General features: G+C 72.0%; 27 protein-coding genes. 9 read left to right on the plus strand and 18 right to left on the minus strand.

What is annotated here, in order from left to right; all coding sequences use genetic code 11:
* Positions 1–70 precede the first annotated feature (70 nt).
* Positions 71–643 (minus strand): TetR/AcrR family transcriptional regulator, encoded by a 573-nt coding sequence (locus tag H291_RS0121690; RefSeq protein WP_020017131.1) that lies wholly within the window; start codon positions 641–643, stop codon positions 71–73.
* Positions 644–726: 83 nt separating this feature from the next.
* Between H291_RS0121690 and H291_RS0121695 the strand changes: the two genes are divergently transcribed.
* On the plus strand, positions 727–1,125 hold the full coding sequence (locus H291_RS0121695; protein ID WP_020017132.1) for a PaaI family thioesterase: 399 nt from the start codon (positions 727–729) through the stop codon (positions 1,123–1,125).
* 64 nt (positions 1,126–1,189) lie between these two features.
* Here H291_RS0121695 and H291_RS0121700 read toward each other — a convergent pair whose 3' ends face one another.
* Positions 1,190–3,001: a cytochrome c biogenesis protein CcdA gene (locus H291_RS0121700; RefSeq protein ID WP_020017133.1), complete on the minus strand. Its 1,812-nt coding sequence runs from the start codon at positions 2,999–3,001 to the stop codon at positions 1,190–1,192.
* 175 nt (positions 3,002–3,176) lie between these two features.
* Between H291_RS0121700 and H291_RS0121705 the strand changes: the two genes are divergently transcribed.
* On the plus strand, positions 3,177–3,857 hold the full coding sequence (locus H291_RS0121705; RefSeq protein ID WP_020017134.1) for a fasciclin domain-containing protein: 681 nt from the start codon (positions 3,177–3,179) through the stop codon (positions 3,855–3,857).
* 99 nt (positions 3,858–3,956) lie between these two features.
* On the opposite strand, the gene H291_RS0121710 is transcribed toward H291_RS0121705, so the two are convergent.
* The 13 genes from H291_RS0121710 to H291_RS0121770 all read right to left on the minus strand — a co-directional run bounded on the left by H291_RS0121710 (position 3,957) and on the right by H291_RS0121770 (position 15,280).
* Positions 3,957–4,820: an anti-sigma factor domain-containing protein gene (locus tag H291_RS0121710; protein WP_157237239.1), complete on the minus strand. Its 864-nt coding sequence runs from the start codon at positions 4,818–4,820 to the stop codon at positions 3,957–3,959.
* Complete coding sequence (gene sigK / locus H291_RS0121715; protein WP_026365993.1) at positions 4,813–5,394, minus strand: ECF RNA polymerase sigma factor SigK; 582 nt, start codon at positions 5,392–5,394, stop codon at positions 4,813–4,815. The genes H291_RS0121710 and sigK overlap by 8 nt, the downstream gene beginning before the upstream one ends.
* Before the next feature lie 203 nt (positions 5,395–5,597).
* Positions 5,598–6,812, minus strand: a complete 1,215-nt coding sequence (gene manD / locus H291_RS0121720) for a D-mannonate dehydratase ManD (protein ID WP_020017137.1) — start codon at positions 6,810–6,812, stop codon at positions 5,598–5,600.
* Positions 6,813–6,873: 61 nt separating this feature from the next.
* Positions 6,874–7,689: a carbohydrate ABC transporter permease gene (locus H291_RS0121725; protein WP_020017138.1), complete on the minus strand. Its 816-nt coding sequence runs from the start codon at positions 7,687–7,689 to the stop codon at positions 6,874–6,876.
* On the minus strand, positions 7,686–8,651 hold the full coding sequence (locus H291_RS0121730) for a carbohydrate ABC transporter permease (protein WP_020017139.1): 966 nt from the start codon (positions 8,649–8,651) through the stop codon (positions 7,686–7,688). The genes H291_RS0121725 and H291_RS0121730 overlap by 4 nt, the downstream gene beginning before the upstream one ends.
* Entirely contained in the window at positions 8,651–9,964 is a 1,314-nt protein-coding gene (locus tag H291_RS0121735) for an extracellular solute-binding protein (RefSeq protein ID WP_026365994.1), read from the minus strand. The genes H291_RS0121730 and H291_RS0121735 overlap by 1 nt, the downstream gene beginning before the upstream one ends.
* Before the next feature lie 151 nt (positions 9,965–10,115).
* Positions 10,116–10,538, minus strand: a complete 423-nt coding sequence (locus tag H291_RS0121740) for a winged helix-turn-helix domain-containing protein (RefSeq protein ID WP_020017141.1) — start codon at positions 10,536–10,538, stop codon at positions 10,116–10,118.
* Between the two features lie 65 nt (positions 10,539–10,603).
* The gene (locus tag H291_RS0121745; RefSeq protein WP_033327604.1) at positions 10,604–11,380 is read right to left on the minus strand and encodes a FadR/GntR family transcriptional regulator; all 777 of its coding nucleotides are present in this window, start codon (positions 11,378–11,380) and stop codon (positions 10,604–10,606) included.
* Positions 11,381–11,426: 46 nt separating this feature from the next.
* The gene (locus tag H291_RS0121750; RefSeq protein ID WP_020017143.1) at positions 11,427–12,293 is read right to left on the minus strand and encodes an endo alpha-1,4 polygalactosaminidase; all 867 of its coding nucleotides are present in this window, start codon (positions 12,291–12,293) and stop codon (positions 11,427–11,429) included.
* 153 nt (positions 12,294–12,446) lie between these two features.
* Positions 12,447–13,091 (minus strand): SDR family oxidoreductase, encoded by a 645-nt coding sequence (locus H291_RS0121755; protein WP_020017144.1) that lies wholly within the window; start codon positions 13,089–13,091, stop codon positions 12,447–12,449.
* Between the two features lie 76 nt (positions 13,092–13,167).
* Positions 13,168–13,974: an SDR family NAD(P)-dependent oxidoreductase gene (locus tag H291_RS31145; protein WP_020017145.1), complete on the minus strand. Its 807-nt coding sequence runs from the start codon at positions 13,972–13,974 to the stop codon at positions 13,168–13,170.
* A 127-nt stretch (positions 13,975–14,101) separates the two neighbouring features.
* Positions 14,102–14,695, minus strand: coding sequence for an FtsB family cell division protein (locus tag H291_RS0121765; RefSeq protein WP_157237240.1), 594 nt, complete (start codon positions 14,693–14,695; stop codon positions 14,102–14,104).
* Between the two features lie 87 nt (positions 14,696–14,782).
* Positions 14,783–15,280, minus strand: a complete 498-nt coding sequence (locus H291_RS0121770; RefSeq protein WP_020017147.1) for a pyridoxamine 5'-phosphate oxidase family protein — start codon at positions 15,278–15,280, stop codon at positions 14,783–14,785.
* Between the two features lie 91 nt (positions 15,281–15,371).
* Here H291_RS0121770 and H291_RS32835 point away from each other — a divergent pair, with 91 nt between their 5' ends.
* The 5 genes from H291_RS32835 to H291_RS0121795 all read left to right on the plus strand — a co-directional run bounded on the left by H291_RS32835 (position 15,372) and on the right by H291_RS0121795 (position 18,875).
* A complete protein-coding gene (locus H291_RS32835; protein WP_020017148.1) occupies positions 15,372–16,457 on the plus strand; it encodes a phosphotransferase in 1,086 nt (361 codons plus the stop codon).
* Between the two features lie 79 nt (positions 16,458–16,536).
* On the plus strand, positions 16,537–16,701 hold the full coding sequence (locus tag H291_RS33885) for a hypothetical protein (protein WP_020017149.1): 165 nt from the start codon (positions 16,537–16,539) through the stop codon (positions 16,699–16,701).
* On the plus strand, positions 16,701–17,402 hold the full coding sequence (locus H291_RS0121785; RefSeq protein ID WP_033327695.1) for a DsbA family oxidoreductase: 702 nt from the start codon (positions 16,701–16,703) through the stop codon (positions 17,400–17,402). Before H291_RS33885 ends, H291_RS0121785 begins: the two co-directional genes overlap by 1 nt.
* The gene (locus H291_RS31155; protein ID WP_020017151.1) at positions 17,399–17,974 is read left to right on the plus strand and encodes a TetR/AcrR family transcriptional regulator; all 576 of its coding nucleotides are present in this window, start codon (positions 17,399–17,401) and stop codon (positions 17,972–17,974) included. The genes H291_RS0121785 and H291_RS31155 overlap by 4 nt, the downstream gene beginning before the upstream one ends.
* 187 nt (positions 17,975–18,161) lie before the next feature.
* On the plus strand, positions 18,162–18,875 hold the full coding sequence (locus H291_RS0121795; RefSeq protein ID WP_020017152.1) for a haloacid dehalogenase type II: 714 nt from the start codon (positions 18,162–18,164) through the stop codon (positions 18,873–18,875).
* Between the two features lie 115 nt (positions 18,876–18,990).
* Here the strand turns inward: H291_RS0121795 and H291_RS0121800 are convergent, their stop codons facing one another.
* Genes H291_RS0121800 through H291_RS0121810 form a run of 3 tightly spaced genes read right to left on the minus strand, consistent with a single transcriptional unit; the run spans position 18,991 to position 21,990 of the window.
* Positions 18,991–19,818: an enoyl-CoA hydratase/isomerase family protein gene (locus H291_RS0121800; protein WP_020017153.1), complete on the minus strand. Its 828-nt coding sequence runs from the start codon at positions 19,816–19,818 to the stop codon at positions 18,991–18,993.
* Positions 19,819–19,846: 28 nt separating this feature from the next.
* Positions 19,847–20,599: an SDR family oxidoreductase gene (locus H291_RS0121805; protein WP_020017154.1), complete on the minus strand. Its 753-nt coding sequence runs from the start codon at positions 20,597–20,599 to the stop codon at positions 19,847–19,849.
* On the minus strand, positions 20,596–21,990 hold the full coding sequence (locus tag H291_RS0121810) for a dihydrolipoyl dehydrogenase family protein (RefSeq protein ID WP_020017155.1): 1,395 nt from the start codon (positions 21,988–21,990) through the stop codon (positions 20,596–20,598). Before H291_RS0121810 ends, H291_RS0121805 begins: the two co-directional genes overlap by 4 nt.
* Before the next feature lie 210 nt (positions 21,991–22,200).
* On the opposite strand from H291_RS0121810, the gene H291_RS0121815 reads away from it, so the two are divergent.
* Together H291_RS0121815 and H291_RS0121820 are read left to right on the plus strand one after the other, a co-directional pair.
* Entirely contained in the window at positions 22,201–23,190 is a 990-nt protein-coding gene (locus H291_RS0121815) for a Dyp-type peroxidase (RefSeq protein ID WP_020017156.1), read from the plus strand.
* Between the two features lie 98 nt (positions 23,191–23,288).
* Positions 23,289–25,655, plus strand: a complete 2,367-nt coding sequence (locus H291_RS0121820; RefSeq protein WP_020017157.1) for an arylsulfatase — start codon at positions 23,289–23,291, stop codon at positions 25,653–25,655.
* The last annotated feature ends 6 nt before the right edge of the window (positions 25,656–25,661 follow it).

Below are 25,661 nucleotides of genomic sequence, written 5' to 3' on the forward strand. Positions count from 1 at the left end.
GGTCGAGCTCGTCGGGGCCTGGTTTCGACAAGCTCAACCAGCGGCGGCGGCTCAGCGCAGCGGCGGCGGCTCAGCGCAGCGACGTGCGGACGATCCCGGCGACCACGTCCGCGAGGTCACCGGGGATCGGCCGGCCGCCGCTCAGGTACCGCCGCACCGCGGCGTAGGGCAGGTCGACCACGACCAGCAGGAGCTCGGTCATCGACACGGACGTCTCGGCCCGGACCCGGCGCGTCAGCCCGCGGATCGCCTCGTTCCAACGCGCCCCCTCGGTCGCCTCGGCGTCCCGGGCGGCCTCCGGCCAGGCGTCGGGCTCGAACCGCGCGCGCCCGGCGAGCAGCGCGTGCGCGTGCGCGGGCTCCGCCTCGCACCACCGCACGGTGTACGCGGCGAGCGCCGCCGCGGCCTCGACCGGGTCCCCGTCGAACAGCGGGTACGCGTCGCGGTGGTAGCTCTCGATCGCGCGGTTCCACAGCGCGGCCAGCAGGGCGGGGCGGTCGGGGAACCGGTAGTAGAGGGAGCCGCTCGGCACGCCGGCCTCGCGGATGACGGCCGCCATCGTGACCTGCGCCGGCCCGCCGTCGCCGAGGATCCGGCCCGCGGCGTCGAGGATCGTCGAGGTGTCGTGGGTCGGGCGCGGCATGCGTTGACGGTACTCCAGCGCATCGTTAGAGTCCCGCCTCTAGAGAGAGATCTCTACAACTCGCGACCGAGAGGAACCATCCCATGACACTGACCGCCGACGACGTCTACGCGGCTGCACCGTTCGTCAGGACGCTCGGTGTCGAGCTCGACCGGATCGAGCCGGAGGCCGTCGTCGCGCGCCTGCCGTACTCGCAGCCGCTGTCGACGGTCGGCGGCGGCCTGCACGGCGGGGCGCTGATGGGGCTGGCGGACGGCACCGCCGCAGTCTGCGCCGCCGCGAACGGCGGGCCCGGCGCGCTGCCGGCGACGGTGGACTCGACCACCCATTTCCTGCGTCCCGTCGTGGGCCAGGCCACCGCCACGGCCGTGCCGCTCCGGGCGAGCAGCCGCCAGGTGCTCGTCGAGGTCCGCGTGACCGACGAGTCCGGCGAGCTGTGCGTGCACGTGCTCCAGACGGTGCGCCTGGTCCACCCGGCATGACAGCACCGGACCGGGCGAGCCCCCTGCGCTCTCCCGGTCCGGCAAGTCGGTCACGACGGCCCGGTCAGCCGAACGTCATCGTGAACACCTGCACGCCGGCCGGGACCTGGAGGCCGACGAGTCCCTCGGTCGGCTCGTCGCCCTCCAGGACCGGGTAGAGCCGGGGGTTCCCCGAGACGTCGATGCTCCGCGTCTCCTCCCGGCCGTCGATGCTGACCGTCGCCTCGACGGTTCCCTCACCCCCGAGCACCACGAAGACGTCGGTCGACCGGTAGGCGAGGCGCACGCGGGCGTCGTCGGACACCGCCTCCGCACCCTGGAAGTCGACCTCCCACGTGCCGCCCAGCGAGAACGTGTCCTGCTGCTGGTCGTCCGCGAGCGTGAACTCCTTGCGGCCCGCCGCGTACCGGGGCTCGCCGGCATAGTTGATGACGCGCTTGATGGAGAAGTACGTCTCGGGCGTGATCTCGTCGAGCGGCGTCGCGTCCTTGACGGTCGTGGCGCCGGGCAGGTCGACGCCGGGGTTGGCGTCGGCCAGCAGCTCGCGGATCAGGTTCTCGGTGTCCTGGTACCCGCCCTCGCCGAGCCGGATGTGTCGCACGGTGCCGTCCGCGTCGATCAGGTACTGCGCGGGCCAGTAGCGGTTCCGGTACGCCGTCCAGGTCGCGTACGAGTTGTCCTGGGCGATCGGGTACGTCACGCCGAGGTCCTTCGCGCCCTCGATCACGTTGCGCGTCTCGCGCTCGAACGCGAACTCCGGCGTGTGCACGCCGATCACCTCGAAGCCCTTGCCGACGTCGGCGTACCTGTCGTACCAGGCGCTGATGTGCGGGATGGACCGCTGGCAGTTGATGCAGGAGTACGTCCAGAAGTCGACGAGCACGACCTCGCCGCGCATCGCCTCGAGCTGGAGCGCCTTGCCGTCCGGCGTGTTCAGCCACTTGTCGACACCGCGGATCTCCGGCGCCGTTCCGCAGTCCTCCAGCACCGGGGCGCCGTTCGAGCAGTTGGACAGCTCGCGGTTCTCGTCGGTCACGAGACCGCCGAGGTCGAGTGCCTCGCGCACCGTCTCCGAGGAGTCGATGCGTTGCTGGAGCGCGCCGGTGTAGTCCGGGAGCAGCCGCTGGATGGCCGCGGGCACGTTGAACGCCAGCGCGACCGCCAGCAGGATGACGACGATGCCGCCACCGGTGCGGATCGCCTTGGTGTGCCGCTGGAACGCCTGCACGCGCTCCGCGATCCGGCGTCCGGCCAGGGCGAACAGGAGCAGCGGCAGCGCGGCGCCGACGGCGAACGACACGGTCAGCGCCACCGTCCCGACGCCGATGTTGCCCGTCGCGCCGGCGACGGTGATGGCCGCGAGCACCGGCCCGGCGCACGGCACGTACAGCACGCCCAGGCCGAGCCCGAGGATGAACGCGCCCCGGTCCTGCCGCGCCGCCCCACGCTTGGCCCCGAACGCGGCGATCCGCTGGAAGGGCCGCTCCAGGATCATCTCGAACCGGGGCACGATCATGCCGATGCCCAGGAGCACGAGCAGGGTGATCCCCGCCCAGCGCAGCAGGTCCTGCGGCAGCCCCAGCGCGGACAGGATCAGGGAGCCCAGCAGCGTGAAGAAGCTGAAGCTGAGCACCAGCCCGGCGATCACGATGTAGGGCCGCAGCGAGGTGCGCGTGCGGACGGCGGCGTCCGGCCTCGCGGTCGCGACCCCACCCCCGCCCGGTCCGCCGGACGTCGGCCGGGAGCCCGCGGTGCCGCGGTCGCGCGCCCCCTGGACGCCGCCGGCGAAGAAGATCGCCGGGAGCATCGGGAGGATGCACGGCGATATTCCGGTGATCAGGCCGCCGAGCAGGCCGATGACGACGAGGGTTCCCATGTGGCGGGTTCGGCGCCCCGGCCGATCCGGATGGGTGCAGGAGCCGTCGCCGCCCCGGTTTCCGGCGGCCGGGAGAACTGGATCACATCCACCCCCATCCGGGGAGCCGACGGCTCCGAACCCCGGTCAAGACGCCCCGTGAGACGCGGGGTGACGCCACACCGAGGAGAGACCGATGAACGCTCGAACCCGCACGTCCTACGCCGTCGCCGGTATCGCCACGCTGGCCATGCTCGGCCTCTCGGCCTGCAGCATGGACTCGTCGGGCGGAGACACCGGGTCCGAAGACACCGCGGCTTCCGAAGAGACCACCGAGCCCATGGACGAGGAGACGGCCACGGACGACGCCATGGCCGACCCGGCCGCGAACCTCGTGGGCCCGGGCTGTGCCGACTACGCCGAGCAGGTGCCGGACGGCCCCGGCTCGGTCACCGGCATGTCCACCGACCCGGTGGCCGTGGCGGCCTCCAACAACCCGCTGCTGAAGACGCTGGTGTCGGCCGTCAGTGGTGAGGTCAACCCCGACGTGAACCTCGTGGACACGCTGAACGGTGACGAGTTCACCGTGTTCGCCCCGGTGGACGACGCCTTCAAGGCGATCGACTCCAAGACCATGGACACCCTGTCCACGGACAGCGACCTGCTGACCTCGATCCTCACGTACCACGTGGTGCCCGGCCAGCTCACGCCCGACCAGGTGGTCGGCGAGCAGACCACCGTCGAGGGCGACACCATCGAGGTGTCCGGTAGCGGCGACGAGCTCAAGGTGAACGACGCGAACGTGATCTGCGGTGGCGTGATGACGCAGAACGCGACCGTCTACCTGATCGACTCGGTGCTCATGCCGCCGATGTGATCCACCAGCGGTAACGAGAGAGGGCGCCCGTCCAGCCGGACGGGCGCCCTCTCTCGTTCGTGCTCGTTGTACTTTGCTCGTCGTCCCGGCCGGGCCGGGTCAGGCGCCCAGCACCACGATCGGCGCGGTCGTGGGCTCCTCGGAACCCGACTCCGGCTCGACCGACACGGCCATGCCCACGCCGTGCTCCCCCTGGACGAGCGCGGTCGCCTGGTCACCCCGCAGCGCGAGCAGGCCAGCGGAAGAGACGCTGCCGTCGCCCTCCACCACCCAGAGCTGGTAGGCCTTGTCCGGATCGAGCTCCGGGAGCCCCTCGGCGTGGAAGAACATGTCGTCGCCCGAGACCAGCACCGACGCCTCGCCGCCGCCCTCGACGGAGGCCCGCAGCACCGCGCTGTCCGGGTCGGCCAGCATCTCGGAGACCACCTGCGCCTGCTCCTGCAGGCGGTCGCGCTCGGCGGTCACCTGCACGGCGATCGTCGACGGCACCGCGATGGCGGCCACCGCGGCGACCGCGGCCACGGCCGTGCCCCAGCGCCGACGACGCCGCCTGCGGGCGTCGAGGTCGACGACGTCGGCACCCGACGCCCGACCGGGCGCCGCCACCGACGACGCCGGACCGCTCGTCGCCGCCGTCGACCCACCGGCCGACGGCGAGCCGCCGCCGGGTGCGGATTCCGGGACCGGCGTGCCCGCCGTCCGGTCGTGGACTTGCGGCGTGCCCTGCACCTGGGCGAGCACGCTCGACCGCAGCGCGGCGGGCGGCTCGGCCTCGACCACGAACGCCGCGAGCACGTCGCGGTACTCGTCCAGCGCCCGGCGCGCGTCGGCGTCGGACGCCAGGAGCCGCTCGACCGCCTGACGCTCGACGTGGTCGAGCGCGTCCATGGCGTACCCGGGCAGCAGGTCCCACACGTCGTCGGGCACGCCGCCCGGGCCGGTCGCAGTTGTCTGGTCAGCCATGACGCACCCCCAGGCAGTCGCGGAGCCGGTTGAGGCCGTCGCGGATCCGACTCTTGACGGTGGGCAGGGCCTTGTCGAGCTGCTCGGCGACCTCGCGGTAGGTCAGGCCGCCGTAGTACGCGACCACAACCGCCTCACGCTGGGTCGGGGTCAGCCCCTCGATGCACCGGCGCACGGCCGAGCCCTCCAGGCGCCGCTCGACGTCCTCGACCACCACGTCCCGCGCGGACTCGTTGGTCCGCAGGTCGGTGTCGCGCTGGTCCCGGTCGCGGTGCGCCTGCTCCGAGCGGACGCGGTCCACCGCGCGCCGGCGCGCGAGCGTCGCAACCCAGGTGCGGGCGGAGCCGCGCGCGGCGTCGAACCGCGACGCCGTCTGCCACACCTCCACCATCACCTCCTGGGTCACCTCGGCCGCATGATCGGGGTCACGCAGGATCCCGAGCGATGCGCCGTAGGCTACCGGGCCCAGCGCGTCGTAGACGGGCGCGAAGGACGCGGGATCGCCGTCGGCGCACGCCACGAGGAGTGCGTCGACGGCATCGTGCGACGAGGTCCGGACAGGTGGTGAGGCCACCTTCTCAGTCTGCCCCACGAACACCCTTCGTCTGGTCGGCGACATGGCATTCGGCACGAATGGTTGGTTCAGCACGATGGTCATCCGGTCCTCACCACCCTCCGGAGCTCCGCACGCATGGTCCTGCGCAGCACCGGACGGCCCTGCTCAGGGGGTTCGGCGCCGAGCCGGTCCTGGATGGGGCGAGGCCGGGGTGACCCGCGTCACCAGTCGTGCACGGACCCGTCCTGCAGGCGGTTGACCGGCAGGTAGCCGGGCTCGTACGGGTGCGCGGCCGCCAGCTCCTCGTCCAGCTCGACCCCGATGCCCGGGGCCTCGCCCGGGTGCAGGTGGCCGTCCTCGAACGTGTACGCGTGCCGGAAGACCTCGTTGGTGAGGTCGGTGTGGCCCGAGTACTCCTGGATGCCGAAGTTGTGGATCGCCAGGTCGAGGTGGATCGCCGCGGCCATGCCCACCGGCGAGATGTCCTCCGGACCGTGGATCGCGCTCTTGATCCCGCGCTGCCCTGCGTAGTCGAACAGCTTCTTCATGGGGCTCACGCCGCCGAAGTGCGTGACGGCGGAGCGCACGTAGTCGATCAGTCGGTCGTCGATCAGGGTCTGGTAGTCGAACACGGTGTTGAACACCTCACCGATCGCCAGCGGGGTGGTCGTGTGCTGCCGCACCAGGCGCAGGGCCTCCTGGTCCTCGGCGGGCGTGCAGTCCTCCAGCCAGAACAGGTCGTAGGGCTCCAGGTCCTTGCCGAGCCGGGCCGCCTCGATCGGGGACAGCCGGTGGTGCGCGTCGTGCAGCAGCGGCAGGTCCGGGCCGAACTCGTTGCGCACGGCCTCGAAGACCTTCGGGATGTAGCGCAGGTAGGCGGCGGTGTCCCAGTCCTCGACGGCCGGCCGGGCCAGCACGTCGGGCGCCGAGCCGTCGTCCGACGTCGTGGTGTGCACGCCGTAGACCGACTTGAGGCCCGGCACGCCGCTCTGGATGCGGATGCTCTGGTAGCCGCGCTCCTGGAGCGCCCGCACCGAGTCGAAGATCTCGGGCAGGCTGGAGCCGTTCGCGTGCCCGTAGGCGCGGACCCGGTCGCGGCTCGCGCCGCCCAGGAGCTGGTACAGCGGCAGGCCGGCGACCTTGGCCTTGATGTCCCACAGCGCGACGTCGACGGCGGCGATCGCGGCCATCGTCACCGGGCCACGGCGCCAGTAGGCGCCCCGGTACAGGTACTGCCAGGTGTCCTCGATGCGGTGCGGGTCGCGCCCGATCAGGAGCGGCGCCACGTGGTCGCGCAGGTAGCTGACCACGGCCAGCTCGCGGCCGTTCAGGGTGGCGTCGCCCAGCCCGGTCACCCCGTCGTCGGTGGTGATCTGGAGCGTGACGAAGTTACGGCCGGGCGAGGTGACGACGACCTTCGCGTCGACGATCTTCATGCGGAAACCTTCTTGTCGGTGGTGCGGGGAAGAGTGGTGCGGGCGTCTGCCCTCGGCAGTGTCAGCCCTTGGTGGCGCCGGCGGTGAGACCCGCCACGAGGAAACGCTGCCCGAAGATCGCGGCCAGCAGCACCGGCACGGTCATCAGGGTCGCGGCGGCCATGAGCCCGCCCCAGTCGGTGCTGGCGTAGGACATGAAGTTGAACAGCAGCACGGGCATCGTCATGGTGCGCTCGTCCGCGAGGATCAGCGCGAAGATGAAGTTGTTCCAGCTGAAGATGAACGCCAGCACCGCGGCCGACGCCGTGCCGGGCGCCGCGAGCGGCAGCGCGATCCGCAGGAACGCCCCGAAGGCGGAGAGGCCGTCGGTCCGGGCGGCGTCCTCGAGCTCGACCGGCAGGCTCTCGAAGAAGCCGATCATGATCCACAGGATCAGCGGCACCGAGACGAACATGTGGCTCAGGATCAGCACGAGGTGGCTGCCCACCAGGCCGAGCTGCGCGAACATGTAGTACCAGGGCACGAGCAGCGAGATGGCCGGGATGATGCGGGCCACGAGCACGATCGAGCCGGTGCGCCGCATCCGGAACCGCCCGACCGCCCAGGCGGCCGGCACGGCGACAACCACGCTGAGCGCCGTCGAGACGACGCCGACCAGCATGGAGTTGCCGAACGAGTGCACGAGGGCGCCGTCGGCCAGGACGTTGCGGAAGTTGTCCCAGGTGGGCGAGAAGACCAGGCCGACCGTCGGGTCGGTGACCTGCACGTTCGTCTTGAAGGCGGCGGCGATCATCCAGATGATCGGCAGCGAGATCACGGCGCACACGACAGTGATCAGCACACCGCGCAGGACCTTGAAGCTGGTGGTGGCGCTCACGAGGCGCTCCTCTCGGTGCGGCGCCGCAGCACGACCACGATCGCGACGATGAACAGCGTGAACAGGACCAGCACCGCGGAGGCCAGGCCGTACTCCTGGTAGTCGAAGGTGAGGCCGTAGGCGTAGACGTTCAGCGTCTCGGCCTCGAAGTCCGATCCGCCGCCCGGCCCCTTGGTCGCGTAGATCAGGTCGAACGTCTTCAGGGCGTCGACGCCGCGGAGCACGAGCGCCGTCAGGATGGTGGTGCGGAGCATCGGCAGGATGATGTGCACGAACCGCTGCCAGGCGTTGGCGCCGTCGACGCGGGCAGCCTCCTCCGGCTCCTCGGGCAGGGTGGTCAGGCCCGCGAGCAGCAGCACCGTCATCATCGGGGTCCACTGCCACACGTCGATGAGCATGAGGGTGGGCAGCGACTGCGACACCGAGCCAAGAAACTCCTGCGGCGGGATGCCCACGAACCCGAGCAGGTGGTTGGCGATGCCGTTGGTCGGGTCGAGGATGAGCATCCACAGGATGCCGATGGCGACCGGGGTGGCCAGCAGCGGCACCATCAGGATGGTGCGGACGATCTCCATGCCGCGGAACGCCTTGCGCATGAGCATCGCCAGGGCCAGGCCGAGCACGGTCTCCAGCACGACGGCGCCGAGCGTGAACGTCACGGTGCGGCCGACCGCGGGCCAGAACCGGCGCGTGTCCGTCAGGGCGTCGGTGAAGTTCTGCAGGCCCACGTAGGAGCTGCCCGCGTTCACGGCGCCGAACGCGTCGGTGAGGCTGAGGTTGATCGTGAACACCAGCGGGAACGCGATCATCAGGCCCACGAAGCCGAGGGCCGGCGCGAGCAGGGCCCACTTGAGGCGGCGGTTGGCCTGCTCGAAGGTCACGAACGGCTTGCCGGACGGCGCCGCAGCGCGCGTGCTCTTCCCGGGGCCGGTGGCGGCGCGGGCGGTGGTCGTCGTCGTCATCAGAACTCCTGCTGACGGTTGTCGCGGACGAGGAAGTCGTTGAACTCGGCGTCGGCGTCCGCGGCCACGGAGGCCACGTCCTCGCCGACGATCCCGGAGACCAGGGGGCGGCCGACGATGTCGCGGGCGCGGCCCACCTGCATCACCTCGGGGCGGTCGTGGCCCACGCCGTTGGCGGCGTTGACGCGCATCGCCTCGGCGAGGTCGGCCGGGAACGACGCGAGGGTCGCCGGGTCGTCCCAGACGGACTGGCGCGCCCCGGGGATGCCCTCGGACTGCAGGCGCGCGACCATCTCCGGGCTGGAGGCCCAGCGGACGAACTCCCAGGAGTCGTCGCGCAGCAGCGAGAACTCGTTGACCGCCAGGCTCCACGACGGGATGTTGTGCGGCACGGAACCCGCCTGACCTGCGGGGAAGGGCGCGAAGCCCACGGTGTCGGTCACCGTGGAGATCGAGTCGTCGAGGAAGTTGCTGTAGATCGCGTCGGCGTCGACGTACATCGCCGCCTTGCCCTGCGCGAAGATCGGCATGGCCTGCTCCAGGCTCATGTTGGTGGCGCCGGGCGGGCCGGCGTCGTGGAGCAGGCGGCCGTAGTACTGGTACGCCGCGACCGCCTCGGGGCTGCCGATGCCCGACCGGCCGTCGACCGTGAAGTCGCCGCCGAACGAGTAGAGGAAGCTGGACCACTGGGTCACGGCACCGCTGCGCTGGCCGCGTCCGACGAACCCGAAGAAACCCTCGGTGCGCCGCTGGAGCTCCAGGGCGATGTCGAGCATGTCGTCCAGGGTCGCCGGCGCCCCGCCGAAGTCCTGGAGCAGGTCCTTGCGGTAGTACAGCGCCGGGCGCTCGGTGACGACGGGGACGCTGACCGCCGCGCCCGCGGTGATCGACCGCTCGCGTGGGGCGTCCTGGAAGTCGGTCCAGCGGTAGTCGGCGTCGTCCTCGACCCGGTCGGTGAGGTCGGCGATCCAGCCGTTGCGGGCGAACATCATCTGGTCCTGCAGCGGCCGGATCGTCATGACGTCGATGTCGGTGGCCGAGGCGTTGAGCTTGACGTTGAAGCTGGAGGTGAGCTGGTCGGCGGTGAGCATCCGCATGGTCACCCTGCGGCCGATGCGCTCCTCGAGCTCGGGCAGGTAGCGGCTGATCGCCTGCGTCCAGACGTGGTTGATCGCGAGCACGCGCAGCGGGGCGTTCGGGCTCGCCGTCTGCGGGCCGCGCGAGCAGGCGGCCAGCACGGACGCCGCGGCGAGCACGCCGAACGACCGCCGGCTCAGCTCGAGGGCGCGCCTGGGCCTGATGGCTTGAGTCATGGGATTCCGTCACACCTCCATGTGTGCACGAGCGAGATTTCGCAAGTGGTCCAACTGGTAGGACCAGTTGGACGCTAGCACGGTGCGCAGGGTGGTTCCAAAGGTGCCGGCCTATCGGGCCGACGCCGCGGCGTGGACCTCGTCGCGCGGCTCACTCATGCGCATCGAGGATCTGATCGACCTCGGCCTCGGTGAGGAATCCCCCGTCGAGCAGCGCCTCGACGTCCTCCTCGGACGACCCGGGCAGGACGCCGTCGACCGGGTCGACGACACGCGGCCGCCAGACGACGGCCGCACCGAGGGCGCGGAACATCTCGTCGGTCGAGATCCTCCCCGCATAGCGCTGCAGCACGACTTCCTCGACCGACCCACCGACCCCCAGCACCTTCGCCCTGGCCACCAGGCGATGCACGCTGGCCTGGGAGAGATGGACGGCGCGCGCGATGTCCCGCTGAGGCATCCCGCCTTCGGCCGCAAGGTAGATACGCCGAGTCCGCTCGATCTCGGCCAGCCGCGCCTCGACGTAGGCCATCCTCAGGTCCGACTCGCGGACGGCGGCAATGTGGTTCGACATGGACGACCTCCCAGGAGGCCACGCTACGGGTTGATTCAGTTTGAATCAACCGTATGCTGGCGCCGTCACCGCCCCAGCAAGGTCTCGATGTGGCGGGACGCCATCAGGTCCAGCCCCACGTCGAGGTCCGGGCCGTAGGTGCGCAGGCCGAGTGCCAGGTGCTCGCGCATACGCTCCCGCGCGCGCGCGACGTCGCGGGCCTGGATCGCCTCGACGATCTCCGGGTGGTGCGGCACACCGGGCTCCCCGATCCGCGGGTCGGAGTTGGAGCGCAGCATCATCTCGAACATCATGCCTCCGATGGACGCCAGCATGGTCCGCAGCACCGGGTTGCCGCAGGCGGCGGCGATCGTGTCGTGGAACCGGAGGTCCTCGCGCGCCTTGTCGACGACGTCGCCGGCCGACTCGACGCGGTCGAGCGCCTGGACTATCGCGTCGATCTGCTCGTCCGTGGCGCGCTCCGTCGCCAGGCCGGCGATCTCGACCTCGAGCGGGATGCGCGCCTCGATGAGCTGCCGGACGGTCGGGCGCTCGGTGCGGTAGAGCGCGTCGTAGCCGCGCGCCTGCGCGGAGGACTGTTCGGCGACGAACGAACCACGGCCCGGCGCCACCTCGATGAGGTCCGTGGCCTCCAGCCGGCGCAGCACCTCGCGGATCACGTTCCGGCTCGCCCCGAACTGCACCGCGAGCTCGCGCTCGGACGGCAGCTTGGCGCCGACGGGCCACTCCCCCGCACGGATCTGCTGCTCGAGCTGGCGGGCGATGTGCTCGGTGAGCAGGCCCTTGCGGCCGGTCGCGCCCGGGTCCCGGGTGTCCGACGGCGGCACGAAGGGGGAAGTCATGCGTCGAGGATAAGCACCGTCGCGGCAGGTCCGGACCCGGACGGCCTCAGCACTGTTCGTACGCGTACGCCTCGTCGTCGGGGCCCACGAGGTCGCGGTCGCGCAGGATGGTCAGCGGCGCTCGGTCGGGGTCGGCGCAGACGGCGTCGAACCCGTCGGGCAGGTTGTCGGTGTACTCGACCTGCAGCACGTGCTCGCCGTAGACGTCGGTGTACTCACCGCACTCGGTGTACGCGCCGCACTCCTCGGTGACGGCGAAGTCGAACCCGAGCTCGTGCCCGTCCGTCGTGGCCTCCGCGGCGTTCTTCTGTCCGATGGCGAGGCCCGCCCCGTGCGCGAGGTCGATGTACGCGCTCGCCAGCGCCAGCGCGGCCTCCTTCTCGATCAGCCCGGTGCCGGCGTCCGTGAACCGCGTCCACGTGTCCAGGTTGTCGATCTCGACGGCTGAGTACCCGGCGTCGGCGCACCCGGTGATCACGGGGCCGAGCAGGTCGAGGATGCGGTCGCGGTTGCCCTCGGTCGCCGGGTCCAGGATGTACTCGTCGGGCCAGTCGGGGTCCACGACGAGCTCGCCTGCGGCGTCGTGCAGCAGCAGGTCCTCGTTGTCGCCGAGCCAGAGGTCCGCCCGGTCGGGCTGGGTCTGGAACCCGTTGACGTAGCAGACGCCGTAGGCGCCGTCCGCGGGCTCCGCGGTGGCGTCCCGCACGACGACGTCGAGGCCGCCGTCCGGCTCGTAGGCCGTGCCGAGCTGGTAGTCGAACGTGCCCGACGTCGGCGGGAGGGTCACCTCGGCGTCCGACCCGGCTCCGGCGTCGGAACCGGCGTCCGGGCCGGGCTCCGGGTCCGCCGTCGCGCCGCCCTGGCAGGCCGAGAGCGTGAGGGCGAGGAGTGCGGCGACGATCAGCTGAGGCATCCGCCGATCGTAACCAGGCCACCCTCGGCGACGGATCGCCGGGAGCCGCCGGACGCCGTCCACCTCTTCTCCTTTGAAGCCTAAGTTTCTTCGCTCTGCGAGGCCGCAAAGCGAAGAAACTTAGGCCTCGAAGGAGAGGTCAGCCCCGCCGGGTCAGCCCGCGACCGCCTCCGCGATCGGCGTGTCGCCGTTGCCGAACTCGATGGTCCGGCCCACGGTGCTGCCGTCCAGCAGGACGGCGGCGATCACGCCCGCCACGTCGGCGCGCGCGACGCGCCCGTCGCCCGGGTCGGCCACCGCGATGAGCCCGGTGGGCTCGTCCATCGTGAGCGGCCCCGGCGCCAGGATCGTGTAGTCGAGCCCGGTGCCGCGCAGGTGCTCGTCGGCCGCCGTCTTGGACTCCGCGTACGCGAAGAACGAGTTGTCCTGGGGCACGCCGTGGCCGGGGCCCGCGCCCAGGTAGGACACCATCACGTAGCGGCGGACGCCGGCGGCCTCCGCGGCGTCCATCGACCGGATCGCGGCGTCCCGGTCGACGGCGTAGGTGCGCGCGGGGTTGCCGCCGCCCGCACCCGCGGACCAGACGACGGCGTCCTGCCCCTTCACGAGGTCGGCCAGGCCGGCCGTGTCGAGCTGCTCGACGTCGGCGACGACCGCCGTCGCACCGGTGGCCGCGACCTCCTGCTGGTGGTCGGGGTTGCGGAAGACGCTGGTGACCTCGTCACCCCGCTCGACGAGCAGGGGCGCGAGGCGCAGCGCGATCTTTCCGTGGCCGCCGATGATCAGAACGCGGGACATGGTGCTTCCTTCCGTCAGGTTCCGCACCAGGCTATGCCGCCGCGGCGGTCACGACAGCGTGTCCACAGGCGCGCACCTACGACAGGTGGGGCCGCACCGCGTCGAGGGCGTAGTCCATGAGTGCCCGACCGAGCCGCGCGTCCCGGGCCTGGGCGCTGGGCTCGACCAGGGCGCCGTCGTCGAAGTAGTCGCCGGGCCGGGCCGGGCCGGTGAGCGCGGCCAGCACGTTGTCCGCCCCGCGCCGGACCGACACCCCGCCGACGCTGAACATCGCGTGCAGCAGCGGGGTGCTGATGACGCCGGGGCTCAGGCTGACCGGCAGGACGCCGCGGTCGGCCCGGCTCGCCAGCCAGCGCGTGTACAGGATGATCGCGAGCTTGGACCTGGCGTAGGCCCGGACGGCGTCGTAGCCGCGCTCCAGCTCGATGTCCGCGAGGTCGAGGTCGGTCATCTCGTGCGTGGCCGACGCGAGATTGACCACCCGCGCGCCGTCCGCGAGCGCCGGCAGCAGCTCCTCGGTGATGAGCACCATCGCCAGGAAGTTCACCTGGAGCGTGCGTTCGTGCTTGTCCGGCGTGACCTGCCGGGTGGTCGTTCCCGGTACGCCGGCGTTGTTGATCAGGGCGTCGACCGGGCCGCCCGCGATCCCGGCCATGGAGCGGGCCGCCGCGGCGACGTCGTCGAGCCGCTCGAAGTCGCACGACACGTAGTCGACCTTGGCGGCACCCTCGGTGAGCAGGTGTAGGACCGGGTGCACCCGGTTGGCCGGCTCGGGCCCCTGGACGATCACGTGCCGTACCCGGCGCACCAGCTCACGGGCGGTCTGGAGCCCGATGCCGCCCGTCGCACCGGTGACGATCACGGTTGATTCGTCGGAGATCATGCCGCTCCTCATGGCTCACGTCCGTCGAGCGTAAGCAGGGCGCGGCCCGGTGGTAACCCCTGTCACATCGGTTTCACCCGGTGTGTCCCCGGTCGGTGGGGGCCGCTTCGGCGACGCCGGATCGGCCTTACGGCTTCCATACGGTGATCTCGAACGACATCGCGTCCGACGAAGCTCCGGTGACGTGGAGGCGAACGGGCCGTCCGGCGTCCGACGTCGCGCAGACGTACTTGTCGAGCAGGGTCTCGACGTCGCGGAGGCTGTCCGAGACCTGTGTCTGCGCCGTGCACGTCTCGACCGCCGGCTCGTCGTCGACCACCGACAGCGCGTCACCCATCAGGTAGTCGGAGTAGCAGAGGTCACCGTCGCTCTCGGACACGCTCCAGTTGCTCTCCTCGCTGTCGAGGTCGAGGCAGGTGTAGTTGTTGATCGTGATCGGCCCCTCGGTCGACCGCAGCACCCCGTGGGCGCCGGCACCGGAGCCGGTCTCCCCGGTGGAGAGCTCGTCGATCTGCTGACGGAGGGTCTCGTTCTCGGCCTCGAGGGTCTGGTTCGCCGTGGTGAGGTCGGCGACCTGCTGCAGCAGCTCCGCCGAGGCGGGCTTGCCGGAGAGCACCGGCACCTCCACCGTGCCGGTGAACAGTCCGATCACGGCGGCCAGCACGACGGCGCCCGCACCGATCCACGCGACCCGGAGGCTTACCGAAGAATCCGATGACACCGAAAGCCCCCAGGTCAGTTCGCACTAATTGTCGCGATCATTCTAGAAGCCACGAGCCGCCGTGGGGACCTCCAGGGCGCGATCCGCTCAGGCCCCCTTCCGCTCCGCCTGCTTCCTGAGCAGCTCCTCGACCGGGGTGGGCAGCGTCGTCTCGAAGTCGATGAGCTTGGCCCAGGTCGGCGTCACCACGATCCGATACATCGCGTCGTAGAGCGACCGCACCCCGGCTTCCCACTCGACCCGCTGCTCCGGGGTCATCTCGTAGGTGCTGTTCGCCTCCAGGTACTCGTCCGGGATGCCGTCGACCAGGTCGAGCTCCACCCGGCCCCTGATCAGCAGGATCGTCGGCGGGTGCACCTCCGTGTCGATCGTCAGGGCGACTGCCGGGTTCGCCCGCAGGGCGGCGAGCTTGGGCGCGTTGGTGGGCGTGCACATCACGATCTCGGTGCCGTTCCAGGAGAACCCGATCGGCACGTTGCGGGGCGTGCCGTCCGTGGACACGTAGGCCAGGCGCGTGATGTCACGGGCGAGCATCTGCTGACTGAGCGGGCGGTCCAGGACCTCGGCGATCTCGTGCGGTTCCATCGGTATCACTCCAAGCATTCGCGCGGCCCGGGTGGCTGCTGGTATCCCTGGGACGGAGCCGCGACCACGTTCTCGACATCGAGGGAAGACGATGACCGACCAGCGCCTGCCAGACGCCGAGACGATCGAGACCGTGCTCGCGTCCCAGGGGGGCGCGTGGGGCCGCGGGGTGCGGGTGCTCTCCGTACGCGACCTCTCCCAGGGGCTGAGCCGGGCGGTGGTCCTGCGGGTCTGCGTCGCGGTGCCGTACACGGAGCCCTCGGTGTGGATCGTCAAGGTTCCCGGCTGGGGCCAGCAGTCCCTGCTGGAGTCGCGCGACGAACAGCTCGACCACCGCGAGGCCCACTTCTTCCGGAGCGGCGTGGCGGGCCTGCTCCCCCGCGGGACGACGACGCCGCCGCACGTCACCGTGGTCGGCCACAACGGCCTCGACTGGATCATCATGCGCGACGTCGACGCCGTGCTGCAGCAGAGCTGGACCCCGGCGAACGCGATCACGGCCGCCGAGCGCGTCGCGCTGCTGCACCTGCCGGCGGACGGCGAGCCCGGCCTGCTCGACGCCCCCTGGCTGGAACGGGCCGGGTACGCCGCGTACGCCCACCACGTGCCGGACGGGCACGAGAACCTGGAGGCGCTGTCCGCCGACCCGCGCCTGCGCACGCTGTTCACGCCCGAGCAGGTCGACGCACTCCACGCCGGGCTGGACGCCGCACCGCACCTCGCGGCACGTGCCGCCGAGATCCCGGCGACGCTGGTCCACGGCGACCTCACGCCCCGCAACGCGGGCCTGGACGCCGACGGCGCGCTCGTGCTCATCGACTGGGAGCACGTCGGCGTGGGGCCTGTCGGCTACGACCTCGGCACGTTCGTCTCGATGTACCGGGCGTTCGGCGGCCACGGCGAGCTCGACGAGCCCGCCGTGCTGGAGGCCTACGCCGAGACCCTCAGCACCCTGGCCGGCACCAACCTGCGGGCCCCCGCGGCGCTCGGCTACGCCGTCGCCCATCTCACGTGGGGACTGCACCTGCGGCTGGGCCCCGGCCTGACCGCCGTCCGGCAGGGGTACAACAGCGACGCCCCGGCCAGGCTCGCCGCGCACCTCGACGACATCCGGACCGGCTGCCTGCGCGCGCTGTCCTGGGCGCCCGTGACCCATGCCGTGACCGCGGGGCGCTGAGCCGGCCTCGGGGCGGCGTGGGGCGACGACCGTGACGTAAGTTGACCGGGGGTTCAAGTTAGGCCTACTGTCCTTGACCATGAAGACGAGTGACACGGTCGCGGAGGCGACCCCGGTGGTCGAGACCCCGGCGAAGGTGACCCCCGGCGTCGTCGACGGCGCCCGCGTCGCCTCCTCCCCGTTCGAGATCCTGCCCGCGGGCGAGGCGTTCGGCGTCTGCTCCGTGGACGGGGTGTGCTCCTGATGGCCGGTGCGTTCGGCCGGGCGGCCGACAAGCTCGTGATCGACGTGTGGAGCGACGTGATGTGCCCGTTCTGCTACATGGGCGACGCACTCCTGGAGCAGGCGCTGGAGCAGTTCCCGCACTCCTCCCAGGTCGAGGTGCGCTACCACAGCTTCCTGCTGATGCCGCAGCTCACCGGCGACGAGCCGATCGACCTCATGGACCTGCTGGCGGCCGAGCGAGGCTTCCCGCGTGAGCAGGCGGCGGCCATGCACGAGCAGATCTCGGAGCGCGGCCGCCAGCTCGGGCTGGACTACCGGTTCGAGCAGGCGAAGGCCGTCGGCACGCGCACCGCGCACCAGCTCAGCCACTTCGCGGCCGGCCACGGCAAGCAGCACGAGCTGGTCCAGCGGCTGTTCAAGGCGTACTTCACCGACGGCCTGAACGTCGCGGACCACCAGGTGCTGGGCGATCTGGCCGCCGAGGTCGGCCTGGACCGCGACGCCGCTCTCGAGGCGCTCGCTTCTCAGGAGTTCGCCGACGCCGTCGAGGCCGACATCCAGCAGGCCCGGCAGTACGGCATCCAGGGCGTGCCGTTCTTCGTGTTCGCCGGCAAGTACGCGGTCTCCGGCGCGCAGCCGGTGGAGTCGTTCCTGCGGACGCTGGAGACGAGCTGGAACGAGACGGTCGGCGCCACCGCCGTCGTCGGGGCCGATCGGTGACCGCTGACCCGCCGCGGCTCCGCGCCGACGCGCAGCGCAACGTCGAGGGCATCCGGCTGGCCGCCCTGGACGTGTTCCGCGCGGGCGGGCTGAACAGCCCGCTCGACGAGGTGGCGCGGGCCGCGGGGGTCAGCAAGGGCACGATCTACCACCGCTTCGGGGGCCGGCAGGGCCTGATCGACGCGGTGGTCGAGGAGCTGTTCGCCGAGCGCATCGCGGGGATCATCAGCGAGGTCGCCGCCATCGAGGACCCCGTCGAGCGGTTCGAGGACTACCTGCGCCGCATCTGGCTGGTCGCGTTCGACGAGCCCGCCGCCAACGACGTGCTGCTGCGCACCCAGCCCGGCTCCGGGGCGCTGACCGCGCTGTGCGAGCGCGCCAGCGAGGTCGCGGGCGGGTTCCTCGCCGACGCCCAGGCGACCGGCGCGATCCGGGCCGACCTGAGCGCGGCCGACGTGTACGTGCTGATCTGGGAGCGCGGCATCATCGCCCGCGCCAGCGAGCCGCAGCACCGCGAGGGGTACATCCGCAGCTTCGAGCACACCCTGCGGGGGCTGCACGCCGACGCGTGAGGGCAGCAGCTGACCCTTTGAGCGGTCGGCCGGCGGCCCGGCGGTCGGCGGCCCGGCGGCTCCAAGGGTTCGGCGGCTCCAAGGGTTCGGCAGTTGGCATCGAGATCGGTCCAGGCCTGAGCCGATCTGGATGCCAACTGCCGATGCCAAGGGCAGCCTGCCGACGTCGGCAACTACGGTGGAGCCCATGCAGCCTGCGGAGATGCGGACAGCCCGGCCGACCGTCGTGTTCGACGTGCTCGGCACCCTCGTGGACCAGGCCGGGAGCCTGCGGCGCCGCGTCGCCGAGGCCACGGGGTCCGACGACGGCGTCGCGGCGGACGTCGTCACCCGCTGGCTCGGCCATCTCGCGGAGCAGGAACGGGCGGTCGTCGAGCAGCGGCGACCCTTCGCGCCCAGCCATGTCCTGGACCGCGAGGCCCTGGACGCGCTGGCCCGGGAGGGTGTGATGACGGCCGACGCCGTGGGCGCGCTGGCCGACGCCGGCGAGCGGCTGGAGCCTTGGCCGGACACGGTGGACGGCCTCGACCGGCTGTCGGCCGACGTCACGGTGATCGGCCTCTCCAACGCGAGCCGCCGCTCCCTCGCCGGTCTCAGCGCGAGCGCCGGGCTGCGGTGGCATCAGGTGCTCTCCGCCGAGGACGCCGGCACCTACAAGCCCGCCCGCGAGCTCTACGAGCTGGCGCTGCGCAGCGTGCCGACGACGTCGGGCCCGACGTTCATGGTCGCCGCGCACGCCTGGGACCTGCGCGGCGCAGCCGCCGCCGGCCTGCGGACGGCCTACGTTCCCCGGCCCGACGGCGACGCACCCGGCCCGGACGACACGTTCGACCTGTACGCCACGGACCTCGAGGACCTGCACGCCCAGCTCCTCGCCCTGCCCGAGGACACCGGCGCCTGACCTGCTCGTTCGGCAGCCGGCACCGACCTCGTCGGTCGAGCTGGTCGAGCTTGTCGAGACCTGGTGCGGGTCTCGACAGGCTCGACCACCGGGTGGCCGATGCCGGCTGCCGAGCTCAGTCCTCCCGCAGCCGCCCGATCGCGGCGCCCAGGTCGGTCTCGACGCCGTCGGGCCGCTGGAGGCCCTGCTCGAACAGTGTGGCGACGAACGGCCGGTGCTCCGGGCGGCCCGCGGTGGCGAAGTACGCCGCCAGCCCCCGGGCGAGCTCGTCGTCGGCGGGCAGGGTCGCCACGTCGACGAGCTGCTTGATGCCCGCCACCGCCACCTTGTCGAACGCCGCGATGCGGCGCGCGAAGGCATCGGTGACCTGCTCCAGGTCGGCGTCGGGCACGAGGCGGTTCACGTAGCCGTACTCGGCGGCCCGCGCGGCAGAGACGTCCTCGCCGCCGAGCAGGATCTCCAGCGCGCGGCCCCGGCCGACCAGCCGCCCGAGCCGCGCCATCGGCCCGCCGCCGGGGACGGCGCCGACGCCGACCTCGAACTGGCCGAGCACCGCCTGCTCGGACGCGAACCGGATGTCGGTGGCGAGGACGAACTCGCTGCCCGCGCCGCGGGTCCGGCCGCGGATCTCCGAGATGGTCGCCACGGGCACGCGGCTGAGCCGCACGAAGTTGTCCAGGTACGGGTGCAGGCCCGTGGGCCCGGGTCTCATCGCCACGACCCGGGCGGTGTCGGACAGGAAGTCCCAGTGCGCCATGAAGTAGCCGGGCGTCTCGCTGCGGAACACGACGACCGTGAGGTCGGCCGCCGTCTCGATCCGGTCGACCAGCGCCCCGAGCTGCTCGACGGTGTCGGGGTCCAGCAGGTTGACGGGCCCGTTGTCGAAGGTCACCCGCCAGTAGGACGGCGAGACCTCCTGGACGTGGAACTGCTCCTCGCTCATGGTCGTGCTCCTCACCGGGCAGGACAGGTCACCAGACGAACTGCTGACCGCCGTCGATGTCGTAGGTCGCGCCGGTCAGCGCGGTGTTGGTCATGAGGTGGACCGCGAGCGCCGCCACGTCCTCCGGGCCGACGACCCGCCCGATCGGCAGGGTGTCCCGCAGCTCGGCGCGGCGCTCGTCCAGCTTGTCGCCGAGCAGCGACGCGGACAGCGGTGTGTCGACGAAGCCCGCGGCGATCAGGTTGACCCGGACCGGCGCCAGCTCGAGCGCGAGGGCCGCCGTGAACGACGGCATGGCGGCGGTGGTCGCCGACGCGATCCCGAGGCCGTGGCCGACGCGCTTCGCCCCGGTGCCGCTCATGAGCAGGAGCGTCCCGCCGGGCCGCAGCCGCCCGGCGAGTTGGCGGGCCACCTCCAGGGCCACGACCATGTGGCCGCTGAGCGCGTCGCGCAGCTCTTCCGCGCCCATCTCCAGCAGGGGTCCGTAGTGGGGGCCGCCGGCCGTGATCAGCACGTGGTCGACCGGGTCGGGCAGCTCCGCGAAGAACCCCCCGAGGGCGGCGGTGTCGGTCGCGTCGAAGGCCGCGGTCTCCCGCGCGCCGACGTCGGCCGCGGCCCGCTCCAGGCGGGCCTGGTCCCGTCCGGTCAGGACGACGTCGGCGCCCTCGGCCCGGGCCCGGCGCGCGGTCTCCAGGCCGATGCCGGCGCTTCCCCCGATCACGACGACGGTCTGCCCGGCCAGCCCGGGTGCGCGCGGGGCGGGCGCGCCGGGGTCGCTCACGGTTCCTCCGCCGCGGACGTCGACGCCGACCCCGCCGCCGTAGCCGCCGTCGGCTGCCGGTCCGAAGCGACCTGGGCGAGCAGGTCCTTCAGGGCCGCGTTGTAGATCTCCGAGAAGGTCGGGAACGGCTGGATGGTGTCCCGCAGCACCCCCAGGGGGATCTTGGCGCGGATCGCGACCGTCGCCTGCTGCAGCCACTCCCCCGCCTCGGGCCCCAGGCCGTAGGCGCCGGTCAGCACCTCGCCGTCGCTGAGCAGCGTGAGGAACCCGTTGGCGTCCGCGTACTCACGCGTGTACGCGGCGGTCTTCGGCACCTCCGAGATCGGGGCCGTGCCGCTGAAGCGCGCCTCGGTCGCGCCGACGGCGGCCGCCTGCGGGTCGGTGAACACGACCCGCGGCACCGCGGTGTAGTCGGCGTCGCGCGGGATGCCGAGGATGTTGTCCGCGACGACGTCGCCCTGGTACTTGCCGACGTGGGTCAGCATCCAGAGGCCCGTCGCGTCGCCGACCACCCAGAGGTTCTCCGCGGCGCGCAGGCGCTCGTCGACCGGGATGCCGCGGGCCTCCGCCCGCACGCCGACCGTCTCCAGCCCGAAGTCCTGCACGCGCGGTCGCCGCCCGGTCGCGACGAGCAGCTTGTCGCCGCGCAGCTCCTGGCCGTCGTCGAGCGTCAGCACGTAGTCCGGGCCGTCCAGCCTGGCCTCGACGGCGCGCGGCCCGAGCACCAGCTCGATGCCGTCCCGGCGCAGCACCTCGCCGAGCGCCTCGCCCAGCGGCGCGGGCTCGCGCGGCAGCACGCGGTCGCCGGACCCGGTCAGGACCACCTCGCCGCCCAGCCGGCGCACGGCCTGGGCCATCTCGATGCCGACGGGTCCGCCGCCGAGCACCACCATGCGCCGCGGCACGGCCTTCATGCCGGTCACCTCGCGGTTGGTCCAGATCCCCGGCAGCTCCCGCAGGCCCGGGACCGGCGGGATCACCGGCGACGCCCCGTTGGCCACCACCACGTGGCGTGCCGTGTACGGGGTGCCGTCCACCTCCACGACACCGGGCCCGGCCAGCCGGCCCGTGCCCCGCAGCAGGTCGATGCCCTGGCTGGCGAGCCAGCGCACCTGCCCGGCGTCGGAGTAGTCCGAGACCATGAAGTCGCGCCAGGCCAGGGCCCGCTCGACGTCGACCTGGGCCGTGCCGGCCGCCTCTCGCACGCCCTGCACCGCCTCGCCCGGGCGGAGCAGCGTCTTGGACGGGATGCACGCGTAGTAGGAACACTCTCCGCCCACCAGCTCCCGCTCGACGAGCGCGACGCGCAGCCCGCCCTCGGCCAGCGCCCCGGCGCAGTGCTCCCCGGGCGACCCGCCGCCGATCACGATGACGTCGTAGGTGCTGCTCATCCGTTCGCTCCTTACGTTCGCGCGGAAGAGGTGCTCGACACTGAGGCGAAAACTCCGCGCTGCCGGGATCCGACGCTACGCCCGCCGACCGCGCACCGCCCCGCGGGAGGGGGTGAGTTCCAGGGGCCGGGACCACCGGTCCCGGCCGCCGGACGCGGGCGGGTCGCGGCCCTGGCCGAGGCGTGGCGGGCCGCGTTGTAATCTTCCGGCATGCCGGACAGCGTGAGCAGCCCAGACAACGGCCGGACCGCCCCCGCGGCCTACGGCGCACCCGTCTCGCCCCAGGGCGTGGACGCCCCGCTGCGCCGGTCCGCCGTCTTCCTCACGCTGGTCGTCGCCGACGGCGACGAGGCGCTGGCCACCGTCCGCGAGGTGCTCGCCGACCTGGGCGGGCTCGTCAAGACGGTCGGTTTCCGCGACCTGGCGAACCCGGTCTCGTGCACCGTCGGCATCGGCAGCCGCATCTGGACGGACCTGACCGGCCGGGCGCGGCCCGCCGAGCTGCACCCGTTCCGCGAGATCGCCGGTGCCACGCACACCGCCGTCTCCACCCCGGGTGACCTGCTGTTCCACATCTGGTCGGACCGCCAGGACCTGTGCTTCGAGCTGGAGCGCCTGCTGCTCGCCGCGCTCGGCACCGCCGTCACGACCGCCGACGAGGTCTCGGGGTTCCGCTACTTCGACACCCGCGACCTGCTCGGCTTCGTGGACGGCACGGCCAACCCGGTCGGCCCGGACCTCCCGGAGTCCACCCTCGTGGGCGACGAGGACCCCGAGTTCGCCGGGGGCAGCTACGTCGTCGTGCAGAAGTATTTGCATTCGCTGGCCGCCTGGCAGGCGCTGACGACCGAGCAGCAGGAGCAGATCATCGGCCGCACCAAGGCCGACGGCGTCGAGCTCGACGACGCGGACGAGGGGCAGAAGGCGCACAAGACGCTCGCCACGATCACCGACGAGGACGGCGAGCACGACATCCTGCGCGACAACATGCCGTTCGGCCGCCCCGGGCACGGCGAGTTCGGCACCTACTTCATCGGCTACTCGCGCCGCCTGTGGGTGATCGAGCGGATGCTGGAGCGCATGTTCGTCGGCGACCCGCCCGGTCTGCACGACCGGATCCTCGACTTCTCGACCCCGGCGACGGGCACCACGTTCTTCGTGCCGCCCACGACGGTCCTGGACGCGCTCGACGCCGGCTGAGACCGCAGGGCAACTCACCTCTTTTGTGGGATGTGGCCCCGTGTCACCGGTCTAGCGTGAGAGGGGCCCGACCTCCCCCGCGACGAAGCGGAGCCCCCATGCGTCCCGACACGCACGCCCGCACGATGCTCCCCATCCCGGACCGGCCGGCGTCGGGCCTGACGACGTACGACGCGAAGGACCCCGCCACCTCGTACCCGCCGATCGAGCCGCTGCTGCCCCCGCCGGGCGCGCCCAACGTGCTGATCGTGCTGCTCGACGACGTCGGCTTCGGCGCGGCCAGCGCGTTCGGCGGCCCCTGCTGGACGCCGACGGCGGAGCGGCTGGCCGCGGGCGGCCTGCGGTTCAACCGGTTCCACACCACCGCGCTGTGCGCGCCGACGCGCCAGGCGCTGCTGACGGGCCGCAACCACCACTCCGTGGGCATGGGCAGCATCACCGAGACGGCGACGTCAGCCCCTGGGAACAGCTCCGTGCGCCCGAACACCAAGGCTCCGCTGGCCGAGACGCTGCGGCTGAACGGGTACTCGACGGCGCAGTTCGGCAAGTGCCACGAGGTGCCGGTGTGGCAGTCGTCGCCCATGGGCCCCTTCGACGCGTGGCCGACCGGCGGCGGGGGTTTCGAGACGTTCTACGGGTTCATCGGCGGCGAGAACAACCAGTGGGCACCCGCCCTGTACAGCGGGACCACGCCGGTCGAGCCCCCGGCGACGGCCGAGGAGGGCTACCACCTCACCGAGGACCTGGTGGACCACGCGTGCTCCTGGGTGCGGCAGCAGAAGGCGCTGATGCCCGACAAGCCGTTCTTCGTCTACCTCGCCCCCGGCGCGACGCACGCCCCGCACCACGTGCCGCGGGAGTGGATCGAGAAGTACCGCGGCAAGTTCGACGACGGGTGGGACGTGCAGCGCGAGCGCACGTTCGCCCGGCAGAAGGAGCTCGGCGTGGTGCCGTCCGAGGCCGACCTGACCGAGCGGCACGACGAGATCCCCGCCTGGGACGAGATGCCCGACGAGCTCAAGCCCGTGCTCGCGCGCCAGATGGAGGCGTACGCGGGCTTCCTGGAGCACACGGACGTGCAGGTCGGGCGGCTGATCGACACCCTGGAGGACCTCGATGTCCTCGACGAGACGATCGTCTACTACATCATCGGCGACAACGGGGCATCGGCCGAGGGCACGCTCAACGGCGCGTTCAACGAGATGGCGAACTTCAACGGCATGGCCGCCCTGGAGACGCCCGAGTTCCTGCGCTCCAAGCTGGACGAGCTCGGCTCCCCCAGCTCGTACAACCACTACGCCGTGGGCTGGGCGTGGGCCATGGACACCCCGTACCAGTGGACCAAGCAGGTCGCCTCGCACTGGGGCGGCACCCGCAACGGCACGATCGTGCACTGGCCGGACCGCATCGCCGAGCACGGCGGCCTCCGCTCGCAGTTCACGCACGTCATCGACGTGGCCCCCACGATCCTGGAGGCCGCCGGGCTGCCCGAGCCGGCCACCGTGAACGGCGTGCTGCAGGCACCCATCGAGGGCACCTCGATGCTCTACACGTTCGACGACGCCTCGATGCCGGAGCGGCACGACCTGCAGTACTTCGAGATGTTCGCCAACCGCGGGATCTACGACCGCGGGTGGAGCGCGGTCACCAAGCACCGCACCCCGTGGGCGCTCACCGGCGCGGAGCCGCCCGCGTTCGACGACGACGTCTGGGAGCTGTACGACGGCCGGACCGACTTCAGCCAGGCGCACGACCTGGCCGCCGAGCGCCCGGAGGTGCTGGCCCGGCTCCAGCGCCTGTGGCTCATCGAGGCCACGAAGTACAACGTGCTGCCCATGGACGACCGCACCGCCGAACGCCTCGTGCCCGAGCTCGCGGGGCGGCCGACCCTCATCCACGGCGGCTCGCAGCTCTTCTTCCCCGGCATGGGACGCCTGTCCGAGAACAGCATCGTCAGCGTGAAGAACCGGTCGTTCTCCGTGACTGCCGAGGTCGACGTCCCGCCGGGCACCGCCTCCGGCGTGCTCATCGCGCAGGGCGGCCGGTTCGGCGGCTGGTGCGTGCACGTCGTCGACGGCCGGCTGACGTTCACGTACAACGTGCTCGGCATCAGGCGGTTCGACGTCGCGGCCGAGGAGCCGGTGCCCGGCGGCAAGCACCAGCTCCGCGCCGAGCTCGCCTACGACGGCGGCGGGCTGGGCAAGGGCGGCACGGTCACCCTCTTCCACGACGGGTCCCCCGTGGGCAGCGGCCGGGTGGAAGCGACCCAGCCGCTGGTGTTCTCCGCCGACGAGACCACCGACATCGGCTACGAGTCCGGGACCAGCGTGTCCGGCGCCTACACCCCGGCCTCCAGCCGGTTCGCCGGCCGGATCAGCTGGGTGCAGCTCGACGTCGGCACCGACGACCACGACCACTACATCAGCCCCGAAGAGCGGCTCCGGGTCGCCATGGCCCGGCAGTAGGCAGGC

It is taken from the genome of Promicromonospora sukumoe 327MFSha3.1, from assembly GCF_000385135.1.
GTDB lineage: Bacteria > Actinomycetota > Actinomycetes > Actinomycetales > Cellulomonadaceae > Promicromonospora > Promicromonospora sukumoe_B.